Annotated in this window: 24 protein-coding genes; 9 read left to right on the top strand and 15 right to left on the bottom strand. The window is 64.8% G+C overall.

The features are described 5' to 3' along the window. Positions 1 to 4: 4 nt before the first annotated feature. Positions 5 to 976, bottom strand: coding sequence for a hypothetical protein (locus ACQPXH_RS25100; RefSeq protein WP_433598955.1), 972 nt, complete (start codon positions 974 to 976; stop codon positions 5 to 7). Between the two features lie 352 nt (positions 977 to 1,328). On the opposite strand from ACQPXH_RS25100, the gene ACQPXH_RS25095 reads away from it, so the two are divergent. After that, positions 1,329 to 2,267, top strand: a complete 939-nt coding sequence (locus ACQPXH_RS25095; RefSeq protein ID WP_433598954.1) for a fatty acid desaturase family protein — start codon at positions 1,329 to 1,331, stop codon at positions 2,265 to 2,267. 242 nt (positions 2,268 to 2,509) lie between these two features. On the opposite strand, the gene ACQPXH_RS25090 is transcribed toward ACQPXH_RS25095, so the two are convergent. Next, positions 2,510 to 2,797 (bottom strand): putative quinol monooxygenase, encoded by a 288-nt coding sequence (locus tag ACQPXH_RS25090; protein WP_433598953.1) that lies wholly within the window; start codon positions 2,795 to 2,797, stop codon positions 2,510 to 2,512. A gap of 512 nt (positions 2,798 to 3,309) precedes the next feature. Then, a complete protein-coding gene (locus ACQPXH_RS25085) occupies positions 3,310 to 4,002 on the bottom strand; it encodes a hypothetical protein (RefSeq protein ID WP_433598952.1) in 693 nt (230 codons plus the stop codon). Positions 4,003 to 4,167: 165 nt separating this feature from the next. Between ACQPXH_RS25085 and ACQPXH_RS25080 the strand changes: the two genes are divergently transcribed. From ACQPXH_RS25080 to ACQPXH_RS25065, 4 genes are all read left to right on the top strand, one after another. Next, positions 4,168 to 5,280 carry a sensor histidine kinase gene (locus tag ACQPXH_RS25080; protein WP_433598951.1) on the top strand — a complete coding sequence of 371 codons (1,113 nt, stop codon included), beginning with the start codon at positions 4,168 to 4,170 and terminating at the stop codon, positions 5,278 to 5,280. Next, positions 5,277 to 5,933: a response regulator gene (locus tag ACQPXH_RS25075; protein ID WP_433598950.1), complete on the top strand. Its 657-nt coding sequence runs from the start codon at positions 5,277 to 5,279 to the stop codon at positions 5,931 to 5,933. Before ACQPXH_RS25080 ends, ACQPXH_RS25075 begins: the two co-directional genes overlap by 4 nt. A gap of 237 nt (positions 5,934 to 6,170) precedes the next feature. Beyond that, positions 6,171 to 6,575, top strand: coding sequence for a hypothetical protein (locus ACQPXH_RS25070; RefSeq protein ID WP_433598949.1), 405 nt, complete (start codon positions 6,171 to 6,173; stop codon positions 6,573 to 6,575). Continuing rightward, positions 6,572 to 6,772, top strand: coding sequence for a DUF6186 family protein (locus ACQPXH_RS25065; protein ID WP_433598948.1), 201 nt, complete (start codon positions 6,572 to 6,574; stop codon positions 6,770 to 6,772). The genes ACQPXH_RS25070 and ACQPXH_RS25065 overlap by 4 nt, the downstream gene beginning before the upstream one ends. Positions 6,773 to 6,777: 5 nt before the next feature. Here the strand turns inward: ACQPXH_RS25065 and ACQPXH_RS25060 are convergent, their stop codons facing one another. The 4 genes from ACQPXH_RS25060 to ACQPXH_RS25045 form a co-directional block, all read right to left on the bottom strand. Further along, complete coding sequence (locus tag ACQPXH_RS25060; RefSeq protein WP_433598947.1) at positions 6,778 to 6,960, bottom strand: hypothetical protein; 183 nt, start codon at positions 6,958 to 6,960, stop codon at positions 6,778 to 6,780. A gap of 30 nt (positions 6,961 to 6,990) precedes the next feature. Continuing rightward, the gene (locus ACQPXH_RS25055; RefSeq protein ID WP_433598946.1) at positions 6,991 to 8,265 is read right to left on the bottom strand and encodes an RNA polymerase sigma factor; all 1,275 of its coding nucleotides are present in this window, start codon (positions 8,263 to 8,265) and stop codon (positions 6,991 to 6,993) included. A 9-nt stretch (positions 8,266 to 8,274) separates the two neighbouring features. Further along, positions 8,275 to 8,694 (bottom strand): YciI family protein, encoded by a 420-nt coding sequence (locus tag ACQPXH_RS25050; protein WP_433598945.1) that lies wholly within the window; start codon positions 8,692 to 8,694, stop codon positions 8,275 to 8,277. 306 nt (positions 8,695 to 9,000) lie between these two features. After that, on the bottom strand, positions 9,001 to 9,237 hold the full coding sequence (locus ACQPXH_RS25045) for a hypothetical protein (RefSeq protein ID WP_433598944.1): 237 nt from the start codon (positions 9,235 to 9,237) through the stop codon (positions 9,001 to 9,003). 18 nt (positions 9,238 to 9,255) lie between these two features. Between ACQPXH_RS25045 and ACQPXH_RS25040 the strand changes: the two genes are divergently transcribed. Next, positions 9,256 to 9,906, top strand: a complete 651-nt coding sequence (locus tag ACQPXH_RS25040; protein ID WP_433598943.1) for a hypothetical protein — start codon at positions 9,256 to 9,258, stop codon at positions 9,904 to 9,906. 256 nt (positions 9,907 to 10,162) lie between these two features. Here the strand turns inward: ACQPXH_RS25040 and ACQPXH_RS25035 are convergent, their stop codons facing one another. Then, positions 10,163 to 11,503: a family 1 glycosylhydrolase gene (locus ACQPXH_RS25035; RefSeq protein ID WP_433598942.1), complete on the bottom strand. Its 1,341-nt coding sequence runs from the start codon at positions 11,501 to 11,503 to the stop codon at positions 10,163 to 10,165. A gap of 109 nt (positions 11,504 to 11,612) precedes the next feature. Further along, complete coding sequence (locus ACQPXH_RS25030) at positions 11,613 to 11,996, bottom strand: VOC family protein (protein WP_433598941.1); 384 nt, start codon at positions 11,994 to 11,996, stop codon at positions 11,613 to 11,615. 237 nt (positions 11,997 to 12,233) lie between these two features. On the opposite strand from ACQPXH_RS25030, the gene ACQPXH_RS25025 reads away from it, so the two are divergent. Then, a complete protein-coding gene (locus ACQPXH_RS25025; protein WP_433598940.1) occupies positions 12,234 to 12,872 on the top strand; it encodes a glyoxalase in 639 nt (212 codons plus the stop codon). 137 nt (positions 12,873 to 13,009) lie between these two features. Here ACQPXH_RS25025 and ACQPXH_RS25020 read toward each other — a convergent pair whose 3' ends face one another. From ACQPXH_RS25020 to ACQPXH_RS25010, 3 genes are all read right to left on the bottom strand, one after another. Beyond that, positions 13,010 to 13,876, bottom strand: a complete 867-nt coding sequence (locus tag ACQPXH_RS25020) for a class II glutamine amidotransferase (protein WP_433598939.1) — start codon at positions 13,874 to 13,876, stop codon at positions 13,010 to 13,012. Positions 13,877 to 14,013: 137 nt separating this feature from the next. Beyond that, complete coding sequence (locus ACQPXH_RS25015) at positions 14,014 to 14,418, bottom strand: SRPBCC family protein (protein ID WP_433598938.1); 405 nt, start codon at positions 14,416 to 14,418, stop codon at positions 14,014 to 14,016. A 72-nt stretch (positions 14,419 to 14,490) separates the two neighbouring features. Beyond that, entirely contained in the window at positions 14,491 to 14,739 is a 249-nt protein-coding gene (locus tag ACQPXH_RS25010; protein WP_433598937.1) for a hypothetical protein, read from the bottom strand. Between the two features lie 209 nt (positions 14,740 to 14,948). Here ACQPXH_RS25010 and ACQPXH_RS25005 point away from each other — a divergent pair, with 209 nt between their 5' ends. Continuing rightward, entirely contained in the window at positions 14,949 to 17,963 is a 3,015-nt protein-coding gene (locus ACQPXH_RS25005; protein WP_433598936.1) for an alpha-mannosidase, read from the top strand. Positions 17,964 to 18,274: 311 nt separating this feature from the next. Then, the gene (locus ACQPXH_RS25000) at positions 18,275 to 18,892 is read left to right on the top strand and encodes a hypothetical protein (RefSeq protein WP_433598935.1); all 618 of its coding nucleotides are present in this window, start codon (positions 18,275 to 18,277) and stop codon (positions 18,890 to 18,892) included. A 170-nt stretch (positions 18,893 to 19,062) separates the two neighbouring features. On the opposite strand, the gene ACQPXH_RS24995 is transcribed toward ACQPXH_RS25000, so the two are convergent. From ACQPXH_RS24995 to ACQPXH_RS24985, 3 genes are read right to left on the bottom strand one after another with little or no spacing between them, the layout of a single operon-like run. Beyond that, positions 19,063 to 20,187: a hypothetical protein gene (locus tag ACQPXH_RS24995; RefSeq protein WP_433598934.1), complete on the bottom strand. Its 1,125-nt coding sequence runs from the start codon at positions 20,185 to 20,187 to the stop codon at positions 19,063 to 19,065. Positions 20,188 to 20,242: 55 nt separating this feature from the next. Continuing rightward, a complete protein-coding gene (locus tag ACQPXH_RS24990; RefSeq protein ID WP_433598933.1) occupies positions 20,243 to 20,803 on the bottom strand; it encodes a hypothetical protein in 561 nt (186 codons plus the stop codon). Further along, positions 20,790 to 21,065: a hypothetical protein gene (locus tag ACQPXH_RS24985; protein WP_433598932.1), complete on the bottom strand. Its 276-nt coding sequence runs from the start codon at positions 21,063 to 21,065 to the stop codon at positions 20,790 to 20,792. The genes ACQPXH_RS24990 and ACQPXH_RS24985 overlap by 14 nt, the downstream gene beginning before the upstream one ends. Positions 21,066 to 21,077 lie beyond the last annotated feature (12 nt).

The raw sequence follows: 21,077 nt of genomic DNA, 5'->3' as shown, positions 1-21,077 counted from the left end.
TATTTCAGTCAGAACTCGGCACGGATCCAGCTAATAGAACGCCGATCAAGAATCCGGGACCGAGTAGCCCGAGAACAAAGCTGATCGAGACTACGACATTCCCGGGTCCGCCGGCGACATCAACTCCGATCAAGGTTACTATCCCCGTATAAACGAGGGAAAGTAATCCATACAAAATGGTTACATACGTGGCCCACGACAACAATTTCGGATGTCCGAGCGTGGAATTTCTTACCCATTTATACGTGCGTCGGAACGTCAATGTAACACCCGAAATGACAAAAGATATGCCGACGACGAGAGTGAGCGCGAAAAGGATACCGGATCGGTGGCCATAGACGGACTCGAAATAGTCCAGCGTAGTTGCGATCAATAGCAATATTGTTCCGGCAACCATTGCGGCGACCACCAATCCGCCGAGCTTGCTCAGCGTATGGTCGGGGCGGGTCGGCAATGGAGATGAAGGGGGCGGGGGCGTGCGCCAGAATCGCCAACGGTGAGGGGAAAAAGGAACATGCGGCGAGGTCGACGCATGATCAGCCAATAGCCAGGTCACGCCACACGTCAGGGCGACCCCGCCGACGCCGAGCGAGCCGGCCGCCGGCATCATCTGACTCCAGATGAAAGGGCATTGCTCCTCGAACCTGCCCTCGGCAGGTTTGTTACCCGCAATAACGCTGTATTCATAGCTGTCGATCGCCAATACGAAAAAGGTAGCCGTGAACAGCGCGATAGTTTGGGTGTGGTCTCGACCGCTACGCGTGAACAGAAATACTATTCCGGTGAAGAGAAATCCGGCCAGCACGCCGGCGAGTTGGGAGTGTGTCGCCGCTGAAGTGATGATGCTCCAGCCGTGTGTGGTGCAATCTTGATCGGTCACGTCTCGGGGATCGCATTCACGCTCGGCGCGTTGCCGGAAGATTTCGCTGAGAAAAGTTGAGAAGGCTGAATATCCATGACCTGTCGATGAATCCACCGTGAGTTTCGAAGCAGTTCGCATAATTGTTCGAGACTTTTCCCGAGATGACCAGTGTATGGCACGTGCGTCGCATCGGACTGTCGGCTGTTCGACCGACATCCCGAAGCCGGCCCATCGAAACGTCGGTAGTGTGCCCGGCCGTCGCGCTCACACCGGCCGGCCCGAAGCATGCTGCCGCTGCCGCTGCCGCTGCCGCTGCCGCTGCCGCTGCCGCGCAAGGTGAACTGTGTCCGGACATTCGATGAAAAGATCGAGTGTTCCTGGTCGGCAGCATATTTCGACCTCGGCCGATTCTTGTCGGGGGTGGCACGATGAGCCGTGGCAGGCTCGATGTGAACGAGGGCAGCATATGACCGACGTGCGTACCCGTGACAGGATTCGCGGGTCCCGGAGACCGGTGCGACCGGCTCGGGCCATCAATGGTTGGTTGATCGGCATCGCTATTGGTCTCGGGTTGTTCCAGATGTTCCTGCTGCCGCTGGCGCTGCTGCCACGCGGCGCGATGTGGGGCTGGACGCTGGTGATCATGGTTTTGTCGACGACACCGTTCTGGTCGCTGATCCATGAGGCCATCCACGGCAGCCTGATTCGCGCGCGTGCGGGCAACGACGCTTTCGGGCGTGTGCTCGGAGTGCTGTACGGTGCACCGTTTGCGATGCTCAAGGCCGGCCATCTGCTGCATCACCGGTACAGCAGGACAAGGGAGCGCACCGAGATCTACGACCCGGCGACATCCAGTTGGCTGAAGGCCGCGCCAGGGTATTACCTGCGGCTGTTCGGTGGTCTGTACCTGCTCGAGGTCGCGGCGGTGCTGCTGGCCGTGCTGCCTGCCTCGGTGCTGCGTCGCCTCGGTCGGCTGATGGACGCACCGGACTCCGTTGCGGGACTGCTTTTCGAACGTATCGCGCAGGCCAGCGTGCTGGGTCGGTTCCGGGTCGACGCGGCTGCGATCGTTGTGCTCTACGCCGCCGCGTTTACTGCCTACGGTGCGGACGGCTGGATGCTTTTGGCGGCATTGGGCGGGCGTGCGTTGGTTATCTCCCTGTCGGACAACGCTTATCACTACGGCACCGCACTCGACGCACCGCTGGAGGCGATGAACCTGCGTACGCTTCGATCGCTGGAGCGTTTCGCGCTGAGCTTCAACCTGCACGGCGTGCACCACCGGCATCCGGGTCTGCGCTGGTACGAGCTACGTGCGAAGTTCCTGGACGAGGGCGGCCACTACCACCTCGGTTGGGCCACTGCGGCGGTGCGCCAGATCCGTGGCCCCATCGAGCTCCGCTGACGGGCTGGTGCTGCTGCCGGGATCGCCATGTTCCACACCGTCCAGGACGGGCGTGATCATGGAACAGCGGAATTACGACTGCTACCGGCCAACTCGCGGAACTGATTCGGACACACAGCGGGTATCAGCCCTCGCTGAGCCACTGCGTCCATCACGGCCGCCGGAGCATTCATTCGGCAGGTGTATGTGCGGCGAGCTGGATTACCCTCTGGGACCGATCTGGCCCGCAGAGGGTGGGGTTTTCAGAGGGTGTCGAAGAACTCGAGCTGCGGGGGCGCGGCCAGCAGTGGCGCCATGAGCTTGCCGGCGGCGCGGAAGTGGTCCGAGCGGGTGTGGGCGTCCAAAGCTTCCTTGTCGGAATAGATTTCGAAGAAGCGGTAATTGTTGGGATCGGCCTGGGAGCGGACCAGCTGGTAGGCGTGATTGCCGGGTTCGTTGGCCCGGACCTGGGCGACCAGATCGGCGACGACGGATTCGAACTCGGGGCCGGACCCGTCCTTGACGGTCACAGCGGCGGTTACTGCGAGCATGGTTCTCCTCAGGGTGAGTGGACTCCAGACTGCATGGTTTCATCGATGCTCAGTCGGCGGGGCTGGTTGATGGCGCCGGATGGAGGTGTTTATGGAGGACTGCGGCTGTCTCGGCTCGGCTGGCGAGCATATTCGCCAATCCGGCGTGGCATTCGGCGACGGCGGGACCGATTTCGGAGTGCTCGTGTTCCATGGCGGCGATGACGGCTCGATCGGCGGCCGTGCCGCGCTGCCGGACGGCTGTCGCGAGCACCGGCCAGTAGTGTCTTCGGCGGTGTGATGGTGGTGCAGGAGTTCGGCGAACAGCGCCCAGCAGCGGGCGAGCGCCATGTCACGGTATCCGTCGGCGGTGTCAGCGCGGTTGCGGAGACCAGGTCGGCGATATCGCGTCGGAGCGTGAAATGCATGACGCACATGCCGGTGCGGTCGATCGGTCCGTCAGCGACACAGGCCTGGCCCGGCAATCGATCTGAGCGGCGTTGTGGTGCATTGGTTTCTCCTCGAGGTGGGGATCAACGGGGGGACTCGGAGTGCAGCCAGTGCCAGGCGACGGCACCGAGCCACAGGTGGAAGGCGAGCGTGCTCACGGCCAACACCGGGAACAGTGCGGAGTGGACGAGTGTGGCGCTGCCCGCCAGGCTCAGCGGGAGCACTGCGATGCCACCGCGGCGCAGCCATTGCGCGCCGCGCGCGCGGGTGCGGCGCAGACACAGCACGATCGCGCCGACGAACAGCAGTCGCGGCATCGCCGACAGCGCTAGACCGAAAGGCGCGACGGAGTCCCATCCGGCGAGAATCCTCGGGTCTGCGCCTGCTTCGGCGGCGTCGATCGCGACGTCGTGCAGCATGCCTGCCAGCGGCCAGATCAGCGCCACCAGCGTGCCGGACGCGACCGCGACGGTCGCCAGTGCTGCCGATCCATCGGTTTGGCGCAGACGCGTGTGCACCACGCCGAGAAATCCGAGCAACAGCATTCCCGAGATCATGAGGGCGAAGTTGCCGAGCCGATAGAGCAGCTGGGCGTCCAGCACGTTCGCGCCGCGTTCGAGTGGGGCAGCGCCCGGTGCACCGGCTCGGGGCAGCACGAAAACCGCCATTGCAGCCATGACCGTCAGCTGGGATGCGGTGAAGGCCAGTCCGAAGCGGGCCCCGATGCGCTGTGGCTCGGAGAGCGTCGCTGCTGGATCGAGATGCATTGCGTCCATTGGGTTTTCCCTCTCGCACTGACAGATCTGGACAACCGAAGAGTAGGAACCGCCACCCGGACACACATCGACCCGCGGGCGGGAAGGGGCTCGGCGTGCGGGCTGGTCCCACGCTCACCCCGTGGGATGACGACGCCGGGTTCCTTCCTCACTTACGCTCGGTCGGTGAGACTGGCCGAACGATTGCGCACTACGCCGTCGGATGCGGTGCTGGCGGCCGTATTCGTCGTGGCCGGGCTGGTGCAGACCGCGATCTTTCCCATCGCGGGCCGCGGTGTCGGCGAAGTGTATGTGGTCGGGTCGATGCTCCCGCTGGCGTGGCGTCGAACGTATCCGATTGCGTCCGCGCTGGTTTCGTCGCTGACCTGGCTGATCCCGCTCGACGGTTTCCCGGTGCCGGGATTCGTGGCGGTGGTGCTGCAGTTCTATGCCTTGGGGTCCTGGGGCCGCCGGGGTATCGCCGTGCCCGCGGTCACCGTATGGGCGGCGCTGGCCGCGGTCGTCGGCACACTGCTCGGCCCGGAGCAGCCGGTAGCGGCCATCGGCGGAGTGCTCGCTGTCGTCGCCCCGGTGGTGTCGGGCCGGGTGGTCGCGTTTCAGCGTCGCCAGAACGCGGAGATCAGCGCGTTGACCCGGGAGTTGCGGTACGAGCGCGGGCGCGCCGAGGAGGCCGCCGTCGCCGCCGAACGTGCCCGTATCGCCCGGGAGCTGCACGATGTGGTCGGCCACGAACTCACTCTCATCGCGATCCAGGCGGAAGCGGCGGCGTCGGCGCTGAAGATCGCACCCGCCAAGGCGGTCGTGCCGGTGGAGGCGATCCGCTCGACCGCGCATCACACGCTGGCGCAGATCCGTCAAGTCCTGAACGTGCTCGCTCCGCTGAATGACCAAGGCGTGCAAGATGATCCGGACCTGGTGCAGCTGGCCGACAACGCCGGATCGGTCGGGATCGCGAACAGTCTCACCGTCACCGGAACGCCGCCGCCCGAGTGCAGGAACGCGGTCTTCGCGGTCAATCGCATTGTGCGCGAATGTCTCACCAACGCGGGCAGGCACGCGCCGGGCGAACAGGTCGATATCGCCGTCGACTGGCTGCCGGATCGAGTCGCGCTGCGCTCGACGAACCGGATGACGCGCAACGCCGAGCCGCGCCCGGGCCGGGGATTGACCGGCATGAGGCACCGGGCGGAGTTGCTGGGCGGTACCTTCGCTTCGCACGCGGAACGTGGCCGGTTCGATGTCAGTGTCACCATCCCGTTCGATGCGGGTGTGCGATGACCCGCGTGCTGGTGGTCGATGACCAGGATCTCGTGCGCCAGGGATTGCGCACGATCCTCGAACTCGGCGGCGTGGAAGTGGTCGGTGAGGCGGCCGATGGCGCCGCAGCGGTTGCGGCGGCGACCGCATTGCAGCCGGATGTCGTGTTGATGGATCTGCGGATGCCCGGTGTCGACGGGGTCGAAGCAACGCGTCGGATCGTCGGACTCGGCGCGGGTATCCGGGTGCTCGCCTTGACCACGTTCGACCACGACAAGCATGTCGTCGACGCCTTGCGCGCGGGCGCATGCGGATTTCTGCTCAAAGATGTCACCGCAGACGGTCTTGTCGACGCGGTCGGTCGCGCTGCCACGGGCGAACCGGTGGTGTCGCCAGTTGTCCTCGCCCGAATGATGGATCACTTCTCGGCCCGCCCGCCCGCGCCGGCGCAATTGCCGCCGGGCTTCGGCGATCTCAGCGGTCGCGAGTCCGAGATTCTCGCGCTGATCGGCGCCGGACGGACCAACACCGAGATAGCGGAGGAACTGTTCATCAGCATGGCGACCGTGAAGACCCACGTGCGGCACATCTTCGCCAAACTGCAATTGCGTGATCGAGCGCAGGCCGTGCTGGCGGCACGTGATGCGGGACTCGAACCGCGCCGTCGCATGTGAGATCGGCGGACCCGCGGCGTCGCTGCTGACAATTCGCCGGCGACGAGGTGACCGACCGTGGCGGGATCGCCTCGACCGACAGCACGAATCCGGCGCCAGGTGGTCGGTGATGGCGGTGAGGATGCTGCCGCGCACCGCGGTGGATTCGCTTGTCGGTGCTGTGCATACCGGTGACCAGCCACAGTGTCGGTGGCGTCGAACGCCCGAATTCGGTGCTCAGGGGCTTATTCTGCCCAGGTGACACGGGAATCGGCGCGACCATTTCGGCGGCGGATGCTGCTGCTGGTCGTCGGTGTTGTGCTGGCGGCGGGTGGCGCCGCGACCCGGCCGTTCAGTTGGCAGGCAGCCGTGCTGGTGCTGGTGCCGGTGATCGTGGTGTCGGTGTTGGCCTTCCGCACGAGACCCGAGCAGATTCCACGCACCGCCCGGCTGCGGCGCGGAGTAGCCGTTTGGGCGACGCTGGTGGTCGTCGCATCGGTGTGGGAAATGTATGCCTTTGTGCGGCAACCGAATTGGACGCAAGCCAGCGACCTGCACCCGACCTTGTCGACGCTGCTGGATCCGGCGCTAGAGCAGTTGCCGCTGCGGTTGGCCGGATGGTTCGTGTGGCTGGGGGCCGGCTGGTGGCTGGTGGTGAGATGAGCGATCGGCTGATCGTCATCGTCGGGTTCGTGGTGATGCTGGTGGTCGCGCTCGGCGTGGTCGTGGTCACGCATGTGCGCCGGGATCAGATCGCGCCCCTGGGGGAAACGATCGCGTACCTCACCCGCAATCAGGTGGCGAGGATCGTCGCTGTGCTCGTATGGGCATGGGTCGGCTGGCACTTTCTCGTCCGATAGAGCTATCAGCGGCGTTTGCGCGGCACCGAGGCGGGTGGCGCCGAATTGGGAAGGCCGAGTGCGTGCGAGGCGTCGCGGGCGGCGGTGATCAGCAGCGGCGCGCAGGCGCGCACCTGCGCGCGATCGAGGTGGAAGGCCAGGGCCGACACCCTGATTCCGCCGACCGGCACACCGTGATGGTCGAGCACGGGGGCGCCGAGGCAGCGGGTGTGCGCCTGTCAGCCGAGCGCAGCGAGCTTGCGCCGCAGCACCGTTCGCTCGCGCTCATTGCCGCACAACGCTGCCGCGCGCTCCAGCTCGGTGCGCGCCTCATCGGTGCGTCCGAGACGAGTGAGCAGCTCACCGCGGACGCTCGACAGGAGATGCGAATTCGCAAGCGCCCCAGCCGCCAACGTGTCCACGATCGGCAGCGCCGCAGCCGGTCCCTGGGCCATGGAGACTGCCACCGCCCGGTTGAGGTCCACCACCGGCGACGGGGCCAGTCTGCCGAGCGCCTCGTAAATGAGCACGATGCGCTCCCAGTTCGTCGTCTCGACCGAGGCTGCGACGGCATGACATTCGGCGATCGCCGCCTGCAAGCCGTAGGCGCCCAGGCCACGGCCGACCTGCTCCGCGCGGACCAGGGCGGCCCGTCCCCGGCGGATCGCGGCGCGGTCCCAGCGGCGACGGTCCTGCTGCTCCAACAACACTGGCTCGCCGTCCGGTCCGGTACGGGCCGGGAAGCGCGCCGCGGTCAGTTCGAGCAGCGCGAGCAGGCCGTAGACCTCGGGCTCGTTCGGCACCAACCGGGCAAGGACCCGCGCGAGACGCTGAGCTTCGCCCGCCAGCTCGAATCGGATCAGCTCGTCACCGGAGTTGGCCGTCGAGCCTTCGGTGAAGATCAGATAGATCACGCTGAGCACCGAGCCGAGGCGCTCGGCCCGTTCTTGTGCCGACGGCACCTCGAACGGCACCCGCGCCGCCGCCAAGGTCTTCTTCGCGCGGGTGATCCTGGCCTGGACGGTGGCGGTCGGTACGAGGCACGCCTTGGCGATTTCATCGCTGGTCAGACCGCCGACCACCCGTAGGGTGAGCGCCAGCCTCGCCTCCCGTGACAGCACAGGGTGGCACGAGATGAATATCAATGCGAGCACGTCGTCATCGATGCGATCCGGATCCCAGAGCATGTCCTCGGCTTCGCGGGTGGGTTCGCGCCCGGTGAGCACACCGCCCTCGCCCAGATCACGGGCAAGGGCGGCATATCTCTCATCGAGGGCGGAGCGCCGGCGGAACGCGTCGATCGCGCGCCGCCGGCCGACGGTGAGCAGCCAACCCGCGGGATTGCGGGGCGCGCCATCACGTGGCCACGTCACCAGGGCTTCGGCCAGCGCCTCCTGGGCGAGATCCTCGGCCAGCGCGAAATCGCCGGTGTACCGCGCGAGTGCACCGACGATCCGTGCCGACTCGATTCGCCAGATGGCGGCGACGGCCGCGCGGCCGGTGTGCTCAGCCATTCGATTCGCTCAGAGCTGACCGGTCGCTTCCCGCCACTTGCGCTCCTTCTGGATCCACTCGTTGTCCTGCGGGAACTCATCGATCGTGGTGACCCGGCGGATTTCGGTCTTGAAGCCGGGACCGGTGATCGGCGACCGCTTGGCCCACTCCACGGCCTCCTCCTTGGACGCCACATTGAGAATGTAGAACCCGCCGAACAGCTCCTTGGTCTCGCCGTACGGTCCGTCGGTGACCACGGGCGTTTCGGAGGAATAGTCGACGACCACGCCATCGGTGGCATCGTCGAGACCCTCCGCGGCGACCAGCACGCCCGCCCGGATCATCTCCTCGTTGTACCGACCCACGGTCTCGAGCATCTTTTCGAAGTCGAAATTCTCCATCCCCGCGTAGGCCTCGTCGGTGGCGCGCCAGATCAGCATGTACTTCATGGTTCTGTCTCCTCGAGTATCCGGGTCCCTCTCGGACCCTCTCACCCATGAGTCGAACGGGGAATGCCGAAGATCGACGCGCCGCCGAAAAAATCTCTACCTGGTGAGCGTGTCATGCAGCGCGGCTCCGGCTGCGGCCCGATTCCGTATCGGCGATTCCAGCTACGCAGCGTCGCAATCGGGATCCCGAGCCGCTCGCCGCCGTGCGGACCGAATAACGGGCCTGGTCCGGAGCAGGCATCGAACGGTGCGGCATCACTTGATTCTGCCTGTTCGTGGTTGAACGACACGCTTTCGATCCGCGAGTCAACGGTGAAACAGGCGGCGGATGCGGCTGCGGATACCGGGGGTGTTCCGAGCTAGGGGAGTGGCGGGTTCGGTGGTGGGCTCGGCCGATGCCGCCTGCGCGAATCGCATGTGCAGCTGTTCGCGGACCTGGTCCGGGGTGTAGGCGCGGCGGCGGCGCTCAGCGCGCACGACCACCACGCCGGTGGCCACCACGCCGGCCGCACCTGCCAATCCCACTGCCTTCCACCACCTCATACCGCATAGGCTACTTCCATGACGGGGACGAGCATCAGTCTCGATCGGGCGCTCGAGCTCACCAGAACCGGCGATATCTGGTTGTTCCGTGGGCATTCGGCGGCCGATCGTGCGATTCGGATGACGACGAACAGTCCGGTGAACCATGTGGGAATGTCGGTTGTGCTCGATGATCTGCCCGCGTTGATCTGGCATGCGGAGCTCGGCCGATCACTGCCCGACATGTGGTCGGGTGTCGCGCACCGCGGCGTCCAGTTGCACAACCTGCGTGATGCGGTACTGGTGTGGACGCACCGCTACGGTCAGCAGGCCTGGTTGCGCCAATTGAACCGTCCGGCAACCAAAGAGATGGAAGACAGCTTGCTGCGCACCGTCGCCCGATTCGACGGAACCCCCTTTCCCTCCACTGCCGGTCTCGCTGGACGCTGGCTACGCGGCCGAGCCCGCCTGCCGAGCCGCTGGTCGCGCCGAACGGTCGTCCAGGAGTTGGAAAGCGCGTACTGCGCGGAGATCGTTGCCGCGACCTATCAGTCGATGGGGTTGTTGTCGCAGGACCGAAGCCCGAATTGGTATGACCCCGGACGGTTTTGGAGTGGCGACGGGCTGCAGTTGAGTGGCGGTTACGAGCTGGGTGGCGAAATCGCCGTGGAGTCACCCGCCGACTCCTGACCGAACCGATGATGTGATGTGCGTCGGCTGGCGCGGAGACCGTCGAGGCGATCGCGCGATCGGCATTCGACTGGGTCTGGCCCGCGGTGCACGTCGTCGGTGCCGTGCTGCCCGGCCGGTGTCGACGGCTCGGCCTGGGCTTCCCTGCTCGCACAGGGCGAGCCGGCCGCTGAACGAGTTCCACACTCCGCGGCTTCGAGCCGCTGATCACGCACCACGTTGCGTGATCAGATTCGTCCCTGCACTGCGGCGCACGCTACGGGTTTGCGACAGGGCTGAGGCAGCTGGCCGGTGGGTCGACGAGCACACAGATCGACGGGCCGCGGGTGGGGCGGTAGTCGGCGGGGAGACCGCCGGTGGCGATGATCTGGGTGTAGGTGCCGACGCCATCGGTGGGGCGGCGGGTGAGGGTCGGGTCGGAGCGCACATCGACGGTGTAGAGGCCGAATCGTGGTGTGTAGCTGCCCCATTCGTAGTTGTCGGTCAGGCTCCAGTAGTTGTAGCCGATGACATTCATGCCGTCGGCCTTGGCGCGCTGGATCCAGTAGACGGTGTCGCGAAGGTGATCGCTGCGGGTGTAGCCGTCGCCGCGGGGGATACCGTTTTCGGTGGGCATGCCGTTCTCGACAATGTACAACGGCTTGCCTGGGAAGCGGCGCGAATAGTATTGCAGCGCATAGTAGATGCCCTCGGTGCGGACCGGCAGTTCCCAAATGCGCTGTCCGGGCAGCTGCGGCATTGCCGACCCGATGGCCCTGGTGATGGAACTCAGCAGCGACTGCACCGGATCGTAGGCGAAGTAGTAATCGACGCCCACGTAGTCGAGCCGGTTGGCGACGCGATCGATGAACTCGCCGTTGACTTGTGCTTCCGAGCCGGCCACATAGCCGACGTTGCTGGTCACCTGGGCGCCCGGCTGGGCCTGGTGGATGTAGTCGTATATGGCGTTGTGGGTCTGCGCGAGGCGGTCGAGCATCTCGGGTCCGCTCGCCGCGCCCCGGCTGGTCTCGTGCACGATGTAGGCGACCGGCTCGTTTATGGTGACCCACAACGGATTTCGGGAGGCGTAGCGGTCGACGACCGTGCGCATATTGGCCAGCCAATCCCCGACCATGCCCGGATTGCGCCAGCCGCCGCGGTCGGCCGCCCAGCCGGGATAGACCCAGTGGTCGAGGGTGATCATCGGTCGCATCCCGGCGGCCACGACCTTCGCGATCACCGCGTCGTAGAAACCGAACGCGCCGGCATCCCAGGCGCCCGGTGCGGGCTGTACGCGAGCCCATTCGATCCCGATCCGGAACACCTTCACACCCAGCTCGGCCGCCAGGTCGATGTCGGAGGCGTACCGGTCGTAGAAGTCGACCGAATCGCGCAGTTCGTCGGCGCCGGAGCCCGCGACGTAACGCGTCCAATTGCTATCGGGCGCATGGCCTTCGGACTGGAAACCGGATGACGCGACACCCCACAGGAAATCCGAGTCCAGTACCGGTAGCGCGTTCGACCGGATCGGCGGGACAGCCGAGGAGTTCGTGCACAGCAGCAAGGTCGACGCCGCGGCGGCGAGCGCGGCCAGGACGTACCGACGGAACCAACGCATCAATTCAGGGTAACTCGATCGCCGCTGGCGATGGACGAATCAAGAATGCCGGGCAGATTTCGCGGGTCCCAGCGGTTGGGCCGCTATGGGGCGCTCGGTTATTCGCGAATCAAAGCTCCGGCAACCGCTGACGCAGCAGGCAGAACTCGTTGCCCTCCGGATCCTGCAGTACATGCCAGGGCTCGTCGCCGGTCTGCTCGACGTCGGCCGGTCGCGCGCCGAGCGACAGCAGCCGCTCCAGTTCGGCGTCCTGGTCGCGGTCGACCGGGTTCACGTCGAAGTGCAGCCGCAGCTTCGCGGTCTTCGGCTCGGCGACCCGGCTGAACACCAGCGTCGGAGCGGCCCCGCCGAATCCGGACGGCGGCCCGATCTCGATGCCGTCCTCCGGTTCCTCCCTGCTCAGCTCGACGTAGTCGAGCACCGCGCACCAGAAACCGGACAGGGCAACGGGGTCGGTGCATTTGACGATCAGTTCAGACAGGCGGCAGCTCATACGCTCAGACCCTAGATGCCGGGCGGTCTCCAGGTGGTGCGTCACGGCATCATGTGGTGACCGCGGCCGGCTCACCAACGGCCGGTGTCGAGACGATTGCGCGGCGAACGACAACACCGTTCGCGCGATACTCCTGAGGCGCCGGGTGGCTCGCCTCGACGGGCTGATTTCAACCGCGGCCGAAGCGATCAGGAATCGAGAAGCGCTGGTCGCCGGGTAGAAAATAGCGTTAGTGCCATGAACATCACCATTAACCAAGCCGCTATCGAATCCGTCGTCCTCGAGGTGCCCGACGCTGTGGCCGCGGAGGCCTTCTACACCGCCGCGTTCGGTCTCGGTGACAAGCTGCGCGTCCGTACCTCGGAGGCGCCGACGACCGGCTTCCGTGGCTTCATCCTCTCGCTCGTGGTGTCGCAGCCGAGTACCGTCGACAGCCTCATCGGCACCGCTGTCGCCGCGGGCGCGACGACGTCGAAGCCCGCCAAGAAGAGCTTCTGGGGCTACGGCGGCGTCGTCCAGGCGCCGGACGGGGCGATCTGGAAGATCGCGACGTCGTCGAAGAAGGACACCGGTCCGGCGACCCGCGAGATCGATGATTTCGTGGTCCTCCTCGGAGTCGACGATGTCAAGGCGACCAAGCAGTTCTACGTCGATCACGGCCTGGCCGTTGCGAAAAGCTTCGGTAGCAAGTACGTCGAGTTCGAAACCCCGGCGTCCTCGATCAAGCTGGCGCTCTACGGGCGCCGTGCCGCCGCCAAGGATGCTGGTGTGCCGCCGGAGGGAACCGGGTCGCATCGGATCGTCATCGAGGGCAGTGTCGGAGCAATCACCGATCCGGACGGGTTCGCGTGGGAACCTCACTTGGCGTCCCAGTAGCACTGCACTACCGCGGTCGTGAACGGGAACCGCACCGGCTCCGTCGCCCGCTTCCGCCACCGCCCATCTCACCTTCCCGAGTCTTGCAGTGGGGTCGGACATCTACCGCGGTAGCGGGCTCGGGGTCGGGGGGTTGGTCACCGACCCGACTGTGCTGCCGCCGCGCGGGTGTCGAGTTGTGCGAGCGAGAGTGGGTGGCGCGGTGCGGAATCCAGGACCGTGGTCGATCGGACGCGCAGGTGGTCGTCGACGTGGAGAAGTTCGCCTGGTGCGAGTGCTCGCCAGCGTGGGTCCTCGTCGGTGCGTTCGCTGGCCACCACGACCGCGGGGAATTCGCGCAGGTGGCCGCTTCGGGTCCGGATTCCGGCTCGTCCGGCTTGGTCCAGGTGCCGGTCGCCCTGTGGACCGCCTGGCTCGCGTTCGAGGACGAAGAGGCCGTGTGTGTCGGGGTATCGGAGTGCCCACAGGTCTGCTGCCGTGGTCAGTACCAGGTTGAGGGCGTAGACGGGCAGTCGGTCCGCGATCCACCTGACCGCGTCGGTGATACCGGCGGTGACGTCGCCGTCGTGCTGGTCGGTGCGCTTGGTGATCAGGGCGAAAAATCGTTCGGAATCGGTGTCGCCGTGTACCAGGTCGAGGTAGTCGCCGAGTTCGGCGTCCAGTTCGTCGAGGCCGTGCAGCACACCGTTGTGGGCGAACAGGCGGCCACGTTGTTCGAACGGGTGGGTGTTGATGGGTTGCAACCCGCCCGTGGTGGCGTAACGGATGTGCGCGACGAACGTCACCGATTCTCGTTCGCGCGCCTCCCGAGCGAATTGGACGTCCTGGTACGCGGCGATCGGTTGTTTCTCCACCAGCGGGGTCTCGTCGGCGGTGAAGGTGCCGAGGCCGACGCCGTCGGGTTCACGTCTGCTCTGTATCGACAGACTGTCCGGCGCATCCAGTAACCAGAACGTGGCCCGCACGCGCCGCGGCGCGGCCGACAATCCGAACAAGCGACACATGGGACTCCTGCCTGGGCGTTGTCCGCGTGTGATGACTGCCCTGCGATCCTAGTCCGAGGTCAGCTGATCTTTTACGCAGCTGAGGACAATTGCCGAAACCGCCGCTGATCGGTTGTGTACCTCGGACATCGAGGTGCTCATGCCGATGCTTCTATTGCCTGTTTCATTTCCTTGATGCCGTACTCGGTGCGGATTCGGATTTCGGGGGCGATGCTGTCGGGCAGGACGTCGGTTATCCAGATCAGGCGGCCGCGCTCGCCTTCGCTTCGGACCTCGAAGGATGCGTGGTGGTAGTCCAGGGATGGCCTGGCGCCTTCCGCGACGGAGTAGGCAATTCGGCGGGCTTCGTCGTCGATGGCGATGATCAGTTCCCGGATTATGTGGCCGTCGGGAAATGTGAGGAAGCGCTCGACGCCCTGGACGCGGGTGTCGGCGACTCGGCCGGGGAGCAGGCGTGTGTGCACCGCCCCGACATCACGTACGACGTCCCAAATATGTTGTGGGGAAGCATCGATGACGATTTCGGTGCGGATGGTGGCCATGGGGTCGAGTCTTCCCCATCTCGATACACAGCGTTTCCCAACCTCGAGCGGCCAGGTCGATCATCACCCGCGCTAGGGCGTCACCCCGAAATCGCGCGCAAGAACAGCTCGGGCGCGAGCATCGGCCAGAAGCAGGCCCGCTTCTCGGCGCAGTCTCCCGAGTTGACGGCGCTGCCCGGCGTCGGGGGCCGTGCTCTCGAGTTCCTGGTCCAGGGAGCCGAGGGCGGATTGCAAGTCACCTACCGTCTCGACAGTCGCCCTGGTGCCCAGGTTTCTTGCTTCCTTGATGAGCTGGGCCAGTCGACCTTCCAGACTGAGCATTTCGCCTCCCGAGCGCGCACAGCTGCATGTCCGTCGGCGTTACCGAAGTCCGGTCCGCCGATTGCGTAAACCGCATTTATTGAGCCGTTAAATAACGGTACATTAAATGGTGGAATGATGAAAGGGGCTGGTGTCACCCGGAATTCACTGAGCTGTCGGACAATGGGGCGGTCGGTGATCACTCCTCCGGGCCGATGGGAGCCAGCGCTGTGCACGATGACCGTCGGTTGATCGAAGACCGCCTCGGGCGGGTCCTCGCAGAGCGGATCGTTCCGGCGATCTATCCGGAGTCGGTGCCGCTGCGGGCATCGGTCTGGGTTGCCCCGGATGAGCCGGTGCCGGTTGCCGAGGGATTGGCCGCGCCCCGGACGCCCATCGAATCCGGTGTCAGGTGGGGCGCGCCATGGGGAACGAGCTGGTTCACGGTCGAGGGAACGGTGCCTGCCGAGTGGGCGGGCAAAACTGTCGAGGCGATCATCGATCTCGGCTTCGACCGGAATATGCCGGGCTTCCAGTGCGAGGGCCTGGTCTATCGGTCGGACGGATCGCCGGTGAAGGGGCTGCACCCGCGTAACCAGTGGGTGCGGGTGGCCTCACCGGCGGTCGGTGGCGAGCAGGTACTGCTGCATGTCGAGGCGGCTTCGAACCCGATCATCCCCTTCTTCTCGCCGAACGCTCTCGGTGACAAGCTCACCGCTGGTGCCGAGCCGCAATACCGGCTGGGCAGAATAGATCTCGCGGTTTTCGATGACGAGGTCTGGCAGCTGGTGCAGGATCTGGAAGTCCTCGGTGAGCTGATGCACGAGATGCCCGAGGAACCTGCCCGCCGCTACGACATCGTGCGTGCGATCGAGCGCGCGCTCGACGCCGTCGATCTGCAGGATGTGAACGCCACCGCCGCGGCGGCGCGCGAATGCCTGGTCGATGTGCTGGCCAAGCCCGCAGTGCCGTCCGCGCACACGATTTCCGCGGTGGGGCACGCGCATATCGATACGGCGTGGCTGTGGCCGCTGCGCGAGACGGTGCGCAAGGTCGCGCGTACGACCTCGAATATGACCGCCCTCCTGGCCGAGGAGCCCGAATTCATCTTTGCGATGTCCCAGGCCGCGCAGTTCGACTTCATCAAGCAGCACCGTCCCGAGGTCTACACGCGGATCGAGCAGGCGGTATCGGAGGGGCGGTTCGTGCCGACCGGCGGGATGTGGGTCGAGGCGGATACGAATATGCCAGGCTCGGAAGCGATGGCGCGGCAGTTCGTGCACGGTAAGCGGTTCTTTCTGACGGAATTCGGCGTGGAGAACGAAGAGGCCTGGTTGCCCGACACCTTCGGGTTCGCCGCCGGGCTGCCGCAGATCATCAAGGCGGCTGGTTCGAAATGGTTACTGACACAGAAGATTTCGTGGAGTCAGATCAACCGGTTTCCGCACCATACCTTCTTGTGGGAGGGGATCGACGGAACCCGGATCTTCACCCATTTCCCGCCGATCGATACCTACAACTGTTCGATGCACGGGCGTGAGATCGCCCATGCCGCAAGGAATTTCAAGGAGAAGGGCCGTACGTCGATATCGCTGGCGCCGACTGGCTGGGGTGACGGTGGCGGCGGCACGACGCGGGAGATGATCGCGAAGGCCGCCAGGATGGCCGATCTCGAGGGTTCGCCGAAAGTGGTGTGGGATTCCCCATCCGGCTTCTTCGCCGAGGCCGAGGCCGAGTACGAGAACCCGCCGGTGTGGGTGGGGGAGCTGTATCTGGAGTTGCACCGAGGCACATTGACGACGCAGGCGAAGACCAAACAGGGCAACCGCCGCAGCGAGCATCTGCTGCGGGAGGCCGAGCTGTGGGCCGCCACCGCGGCGGTGCGGAAGAACCTCGAGTACCCGTACGCGGCATTGGACCGAATCTGGAAGACGGTGCTGCTCAACCAGTTTCATGACATCTTGCCCGGCTCGTCGATCGCGTGGGTGCACCGCGAGGCGGAGCAGACGTATGCGGCGGTGGCAGCGGAGTTGACGGCGATTATCGAGCGGGCGCAATGGGTGCTCGGCGGTGAGCGGGTGGGACCGAATATGTTCAATCCGACGCCGCACACCTGGCGCGCGGTTCCAGCCGGTGCGGCTGCTCCAGTGGATTCGGGTGATTCATGCTCGGTGGTCGAGCGTGCGGGTGGCGGGTTCGTCCTCGACAACGGTCTGTTGCGGGTAGAAGTTGACGCGCGCGGGCTCGTCGCATCGGTGTTCGACCTCGAGCATCGGCGCGAGACGCTGCCACCGGGTTCGGTCGCGAATCTCCTACAGCTACACCCGGATTTCCCGAACTCTTGGGACGCTTGGGATGTCGATCTCTTCTATCGAAACCGGGTCACCGACCTGACCGAGGCGAAATTCGTTGCGGCAGAACAAGGTTCGAAGGACAAAGCGGCGGTGCGGATCGGCCGCTCATTCGGGTCGTCCGAGGTCGAGCAGACCCTGACACTGCGGCCGGGCGCGCGCGGTCTGGATATCGACACCACCGTCGACTGGCACGAGACCGAGAAAATCCTCAAACTTGCCTTCCCTCTGGACATCCACGCCGACCGCTATGCGTCCGAAACCCAATTCGGGCACGTCTTCCGACCTACCCACACCAACACCAGCTGGGAGTACGCGAAGTTCGAAGCCTGCAATCACCGGTTCGTCCACTTCGCCGAGCCCGGTTGGGGTGTGGCGCTCGTCAACGACTCCACCTACGGCCATGACGTCACCCGCACCGTTCGCGTCGATGGCGGAACAACGACAACGCTGCGGTTTTCGCTGTTGCGGGCACCCCGGTTCCCTGATCCGGAGACAGACCACGGTACGCACCACTTCCGGCACGCCCTGATTCCCGGAGCTTCGATCGGCGATGCCGTGCGCGCGGGCTACCGCATCAACCTCACCACCTCGCGCCCCGGTGTCGCCGAACCCGTTGCGCCACTGGTCATCATCGACAACGACGCCGTCGTGACCAGCGCCGTCAAACTCGCGGACGACGGCAGCGGCGATGTCGTGCTCCGCGTCTACGAGGCCCACGGCGGCCGAGCATCGGCGCTGGTAACCACAGGCTTCGAAAACGCCGGATTCCAAACCTGCGACCTACTGGAACGCCCCCTACCACCAGACACCTCCGCAACCCCAGAGGGCACAGGAATCCGCCTGCAACTACGCCCTTTCCAACTCCTCACCCTCCGCTTCCCCCTCCCATAACTGGACTGATGACCACCATGCGCTGGTGTCGGTGGCTCTCGCCCGATGCCGCCACGAACACATGGTGATCGTTTGTCCAGCTTGGAGGAGGTAGGTTCGCGCGAGTCAGCTGGCTGTTTCCGCCTAGCGTTGTATGACCGCCGGTCCCGCGGTACGCCCACGCGGTGAGCCGATGGGGTACGGCGATTGCCCTGCAGCCAGATGCGCAATCTGTCGTCTTCTGTGTGTGGCGTACCGCAACCAGTGAATTCGACGCATAAGGTCTGACTCGGTCCGCCCATCAGGGGCAGTTGAGTGGAGGGATTCGAAGAATGAAGTTCGAGAAGATCACTGCTGCCGTTTTCATGGCCGTCTCGGCCGTGGGTATCACTGCGGCAACCGCCCATGCAGAGCCGGCCGTGACGGAGCAGCCGACTGCGGTGACTGTAGGGGACACGACTTCCGGTGTGGATCACGGAATCAACTACCAGATCACCGCTTCGCCGGTCGACAGGGTCATTACCGCCACCGTCGAGAATGGCAAGTTCGAGATCGCGCAGAACGGTGCGGTGGTGCTCGAGTCCGGCGACGGAGCGGCGGTGACCGAAATACCGCAGTGGTTCGCCGTCGACGGGCATTCGATCGCGATTGCGCAGCACATCGGTGCGGACGGTCGCACTCTGGCGGTGACACCGACCCCGACAGCAGAAGACATTGCGCAACTGAAGGACATCAGCTCCTACGACCGGCTCAAGGAGCAGATCAACAAGAACCTGCCCGGCGTCGTCGGCGGTGCCATCGTGGGCGGCCTTCTCGGAGCGTGCTTGCCCCTGATATGGGGGATCAGCATCCCCGCCGGTGCGCTGATCGGTGGAACCGTCGGCGGATACGTCATGGGCGGCCCGGAGTTCCTCGACGCCGTACAGGCCCTCGCCACCGGCCAGCCGTGATCACGGGCAGGTGAAATAGCCGTCCAGCCCCGGCTCACCATAGCGGCGGGCGGCCTGGTCATAATCGACCATGAAGGCCGTCACGCCGCGAAGGCTCGTGCGCCCGATGTACATACCAACCCGGCTCGGCGAACTGGGTAAGTACAGTAATGATTGCTCACCGGTACGTCTCAGTTCTGTTCCCGTCCGAGCCCGCGTTGGCGCTCGCGTTCCGCTCGTTCACGCTGCTGAGAACGGTCCCTTTCAGCCGCAACGCGTGCCCTTGCCTGGTCAGCGTCGATCATCTGGTGTGGGCTGTCGCTGTTGAGTCCCATAATTCCCATGATCTCCGGCGATAGCCCGGCCTCTCTAGCTCGCGCTCGGGAGTCCTCGCGTTCCTGCTCCGGTGTCCGTTGCGGTACGGGTGGTGGCATCGGAGGTTCTTGGCCGCGTGTGGGTTTCATCTCGATGACTATGTTCTTGCGTTCGTTCTCTCGCTCTTCCCTCCGCGCGGCTAGCACTTGCTCTTTCTGCGCATCGCTGAGGAAGGAGCCGAGATTATTGACGATCTCCCGCGCTTGCGCTTCCTCACGCTCGCGGACCTTCCTCCCCTTCGGAGTGCGGTCGGTGCGCTCTTTGGCGACGGCGGGCTGTTCCGCCCTATCCGGGTCGCTTTCTCTGCGTGCGTCTGCGGGTTCTCGTTCAACCGCTCTGGTCTTGGGCTCTTTCTCCCGATGCTGACGCCGTTTCTCCCGAGCCGGTTCCTGCCGTGCTTTCGGCTCCCGCGCCCGGACAATCTCGCGGATCTTCTCCAACCGTTTACGCGCGCGATCAGCACGAGTCAGCTCGTACGCCCTGATCAATTCGAGTTGTTTGGACATCAAGGATTGCCCGAGCCGGATAGCTCGCGCCGCATCGGTGCGGGAAACTATCTCGTGATGAAACCTGCCAGGAAAATCGCGAGATAGTTCGTGCATGTCCTCGCGTACTTTATCCGGAAGCTGCTCACCTTCGACCGTTTCCCAAGTGCTGTGTGTCAACTGCTGGGATTCGAGCCCTGCCCGCTCCTTTTTTAACTGCTCGTGTGCACCCCGCTCATTGACCCGACCCGATTTGCGCTCGACACTTCGGGTTCCTCGGCCGTCGGTCCGTGCTGAATCCAGGACCCGTGGACCTTCACTGGTCCGGATCTCGAATTGACGGACCCACCCTTTCTCCTGGGTTTCCCCCCGCTCGTGCGCCCTGCCCAGTTCGAAATACACACCCTTTTCGTAATTGGACAGATCGCGTCTAACAGCGTCATATTCGTCGGGCACGTCAGCACCCACCCCCGTCTACGTTTACGCGAAGAATTAGATCAGGTGCGTGCTGCTACGTGACGGCTCGGATTCTCCGTGCCCGGCGGACAGCTTCGGTGATGTTGTATTCGATCATCTCGGGTCCGTCACTGTCATCGAAAAGACGCTTCGCTATCGACACCATAGACACGTCGGAGATCCGGTCGTCGCCGAGCCGCACGGACGGCCCGAAATCGTTGTACAGTGGCGGACCCCATTCCGGTATGTTTATCCATCCATAACCCGCGCGGCGCACGTAGCATTCGCCAAGAAACCGGATGAATTGGTCTGCGGAGTCGCGGTTTTCTATGGCGAAGAATCCGGCCCGGTCGCCGAACAACTCTTTCGCCGCTTCCATGATCCGAGTCGACATCGGCGGTCTCCACCATGGCGAATCGTTGGTCATGTCGGAGATGGTTCGGGTAAGCAACGCCTGCACTTGTGATTCGATGCGTTCGGGTGCAAACCAATCCAGCCATGCTTGCGTTTTCTCATCGAATTCGATATCGAAACCGATCTGTTCGTCATTCCCCACGCCGATGCCTCCGTATGATCGTCGTTGCCATTGTGTCAGTGTCTCATCACCGTTCGACACGTGTGCTCGGTCGCAGCACCCCCGCGTCGATCAAAGTCCAGACAGCCTCGTGCTTGGCGCCGCACGAGTCGGCGTCGCAGTTGATGCGCGCACGGAATACGCGGCGCGCTTCCTCGATGCTGTACGGGTAGTCCGGTGCGCGGTGGCATTGGTCGCGGGCGATGCGGGCGAGTATTTCGGTGCTGGGGCGTTCCCCGTCGACGTGCACCGGGCGGTCGAGGAGGTAGGGCAGTACGTAGAAGACCACGACACCCAATGTCACAACCCCGGCGAC

Origin of the sequence: Nocardia sp. CA-135953, from assembly GCF_050955735.1 — a bacterium.
Lineage (GTDB): Bacteria > Actinomycetota > Actinomycetes > Mycobacteriales > Mycobacteriaceae > Nocardia.
The sequence above is the reverse complement of the archived record's forward strand: the minus strand, read 5'-3'. Positions and strand labels throughout refer to the sequence as shown.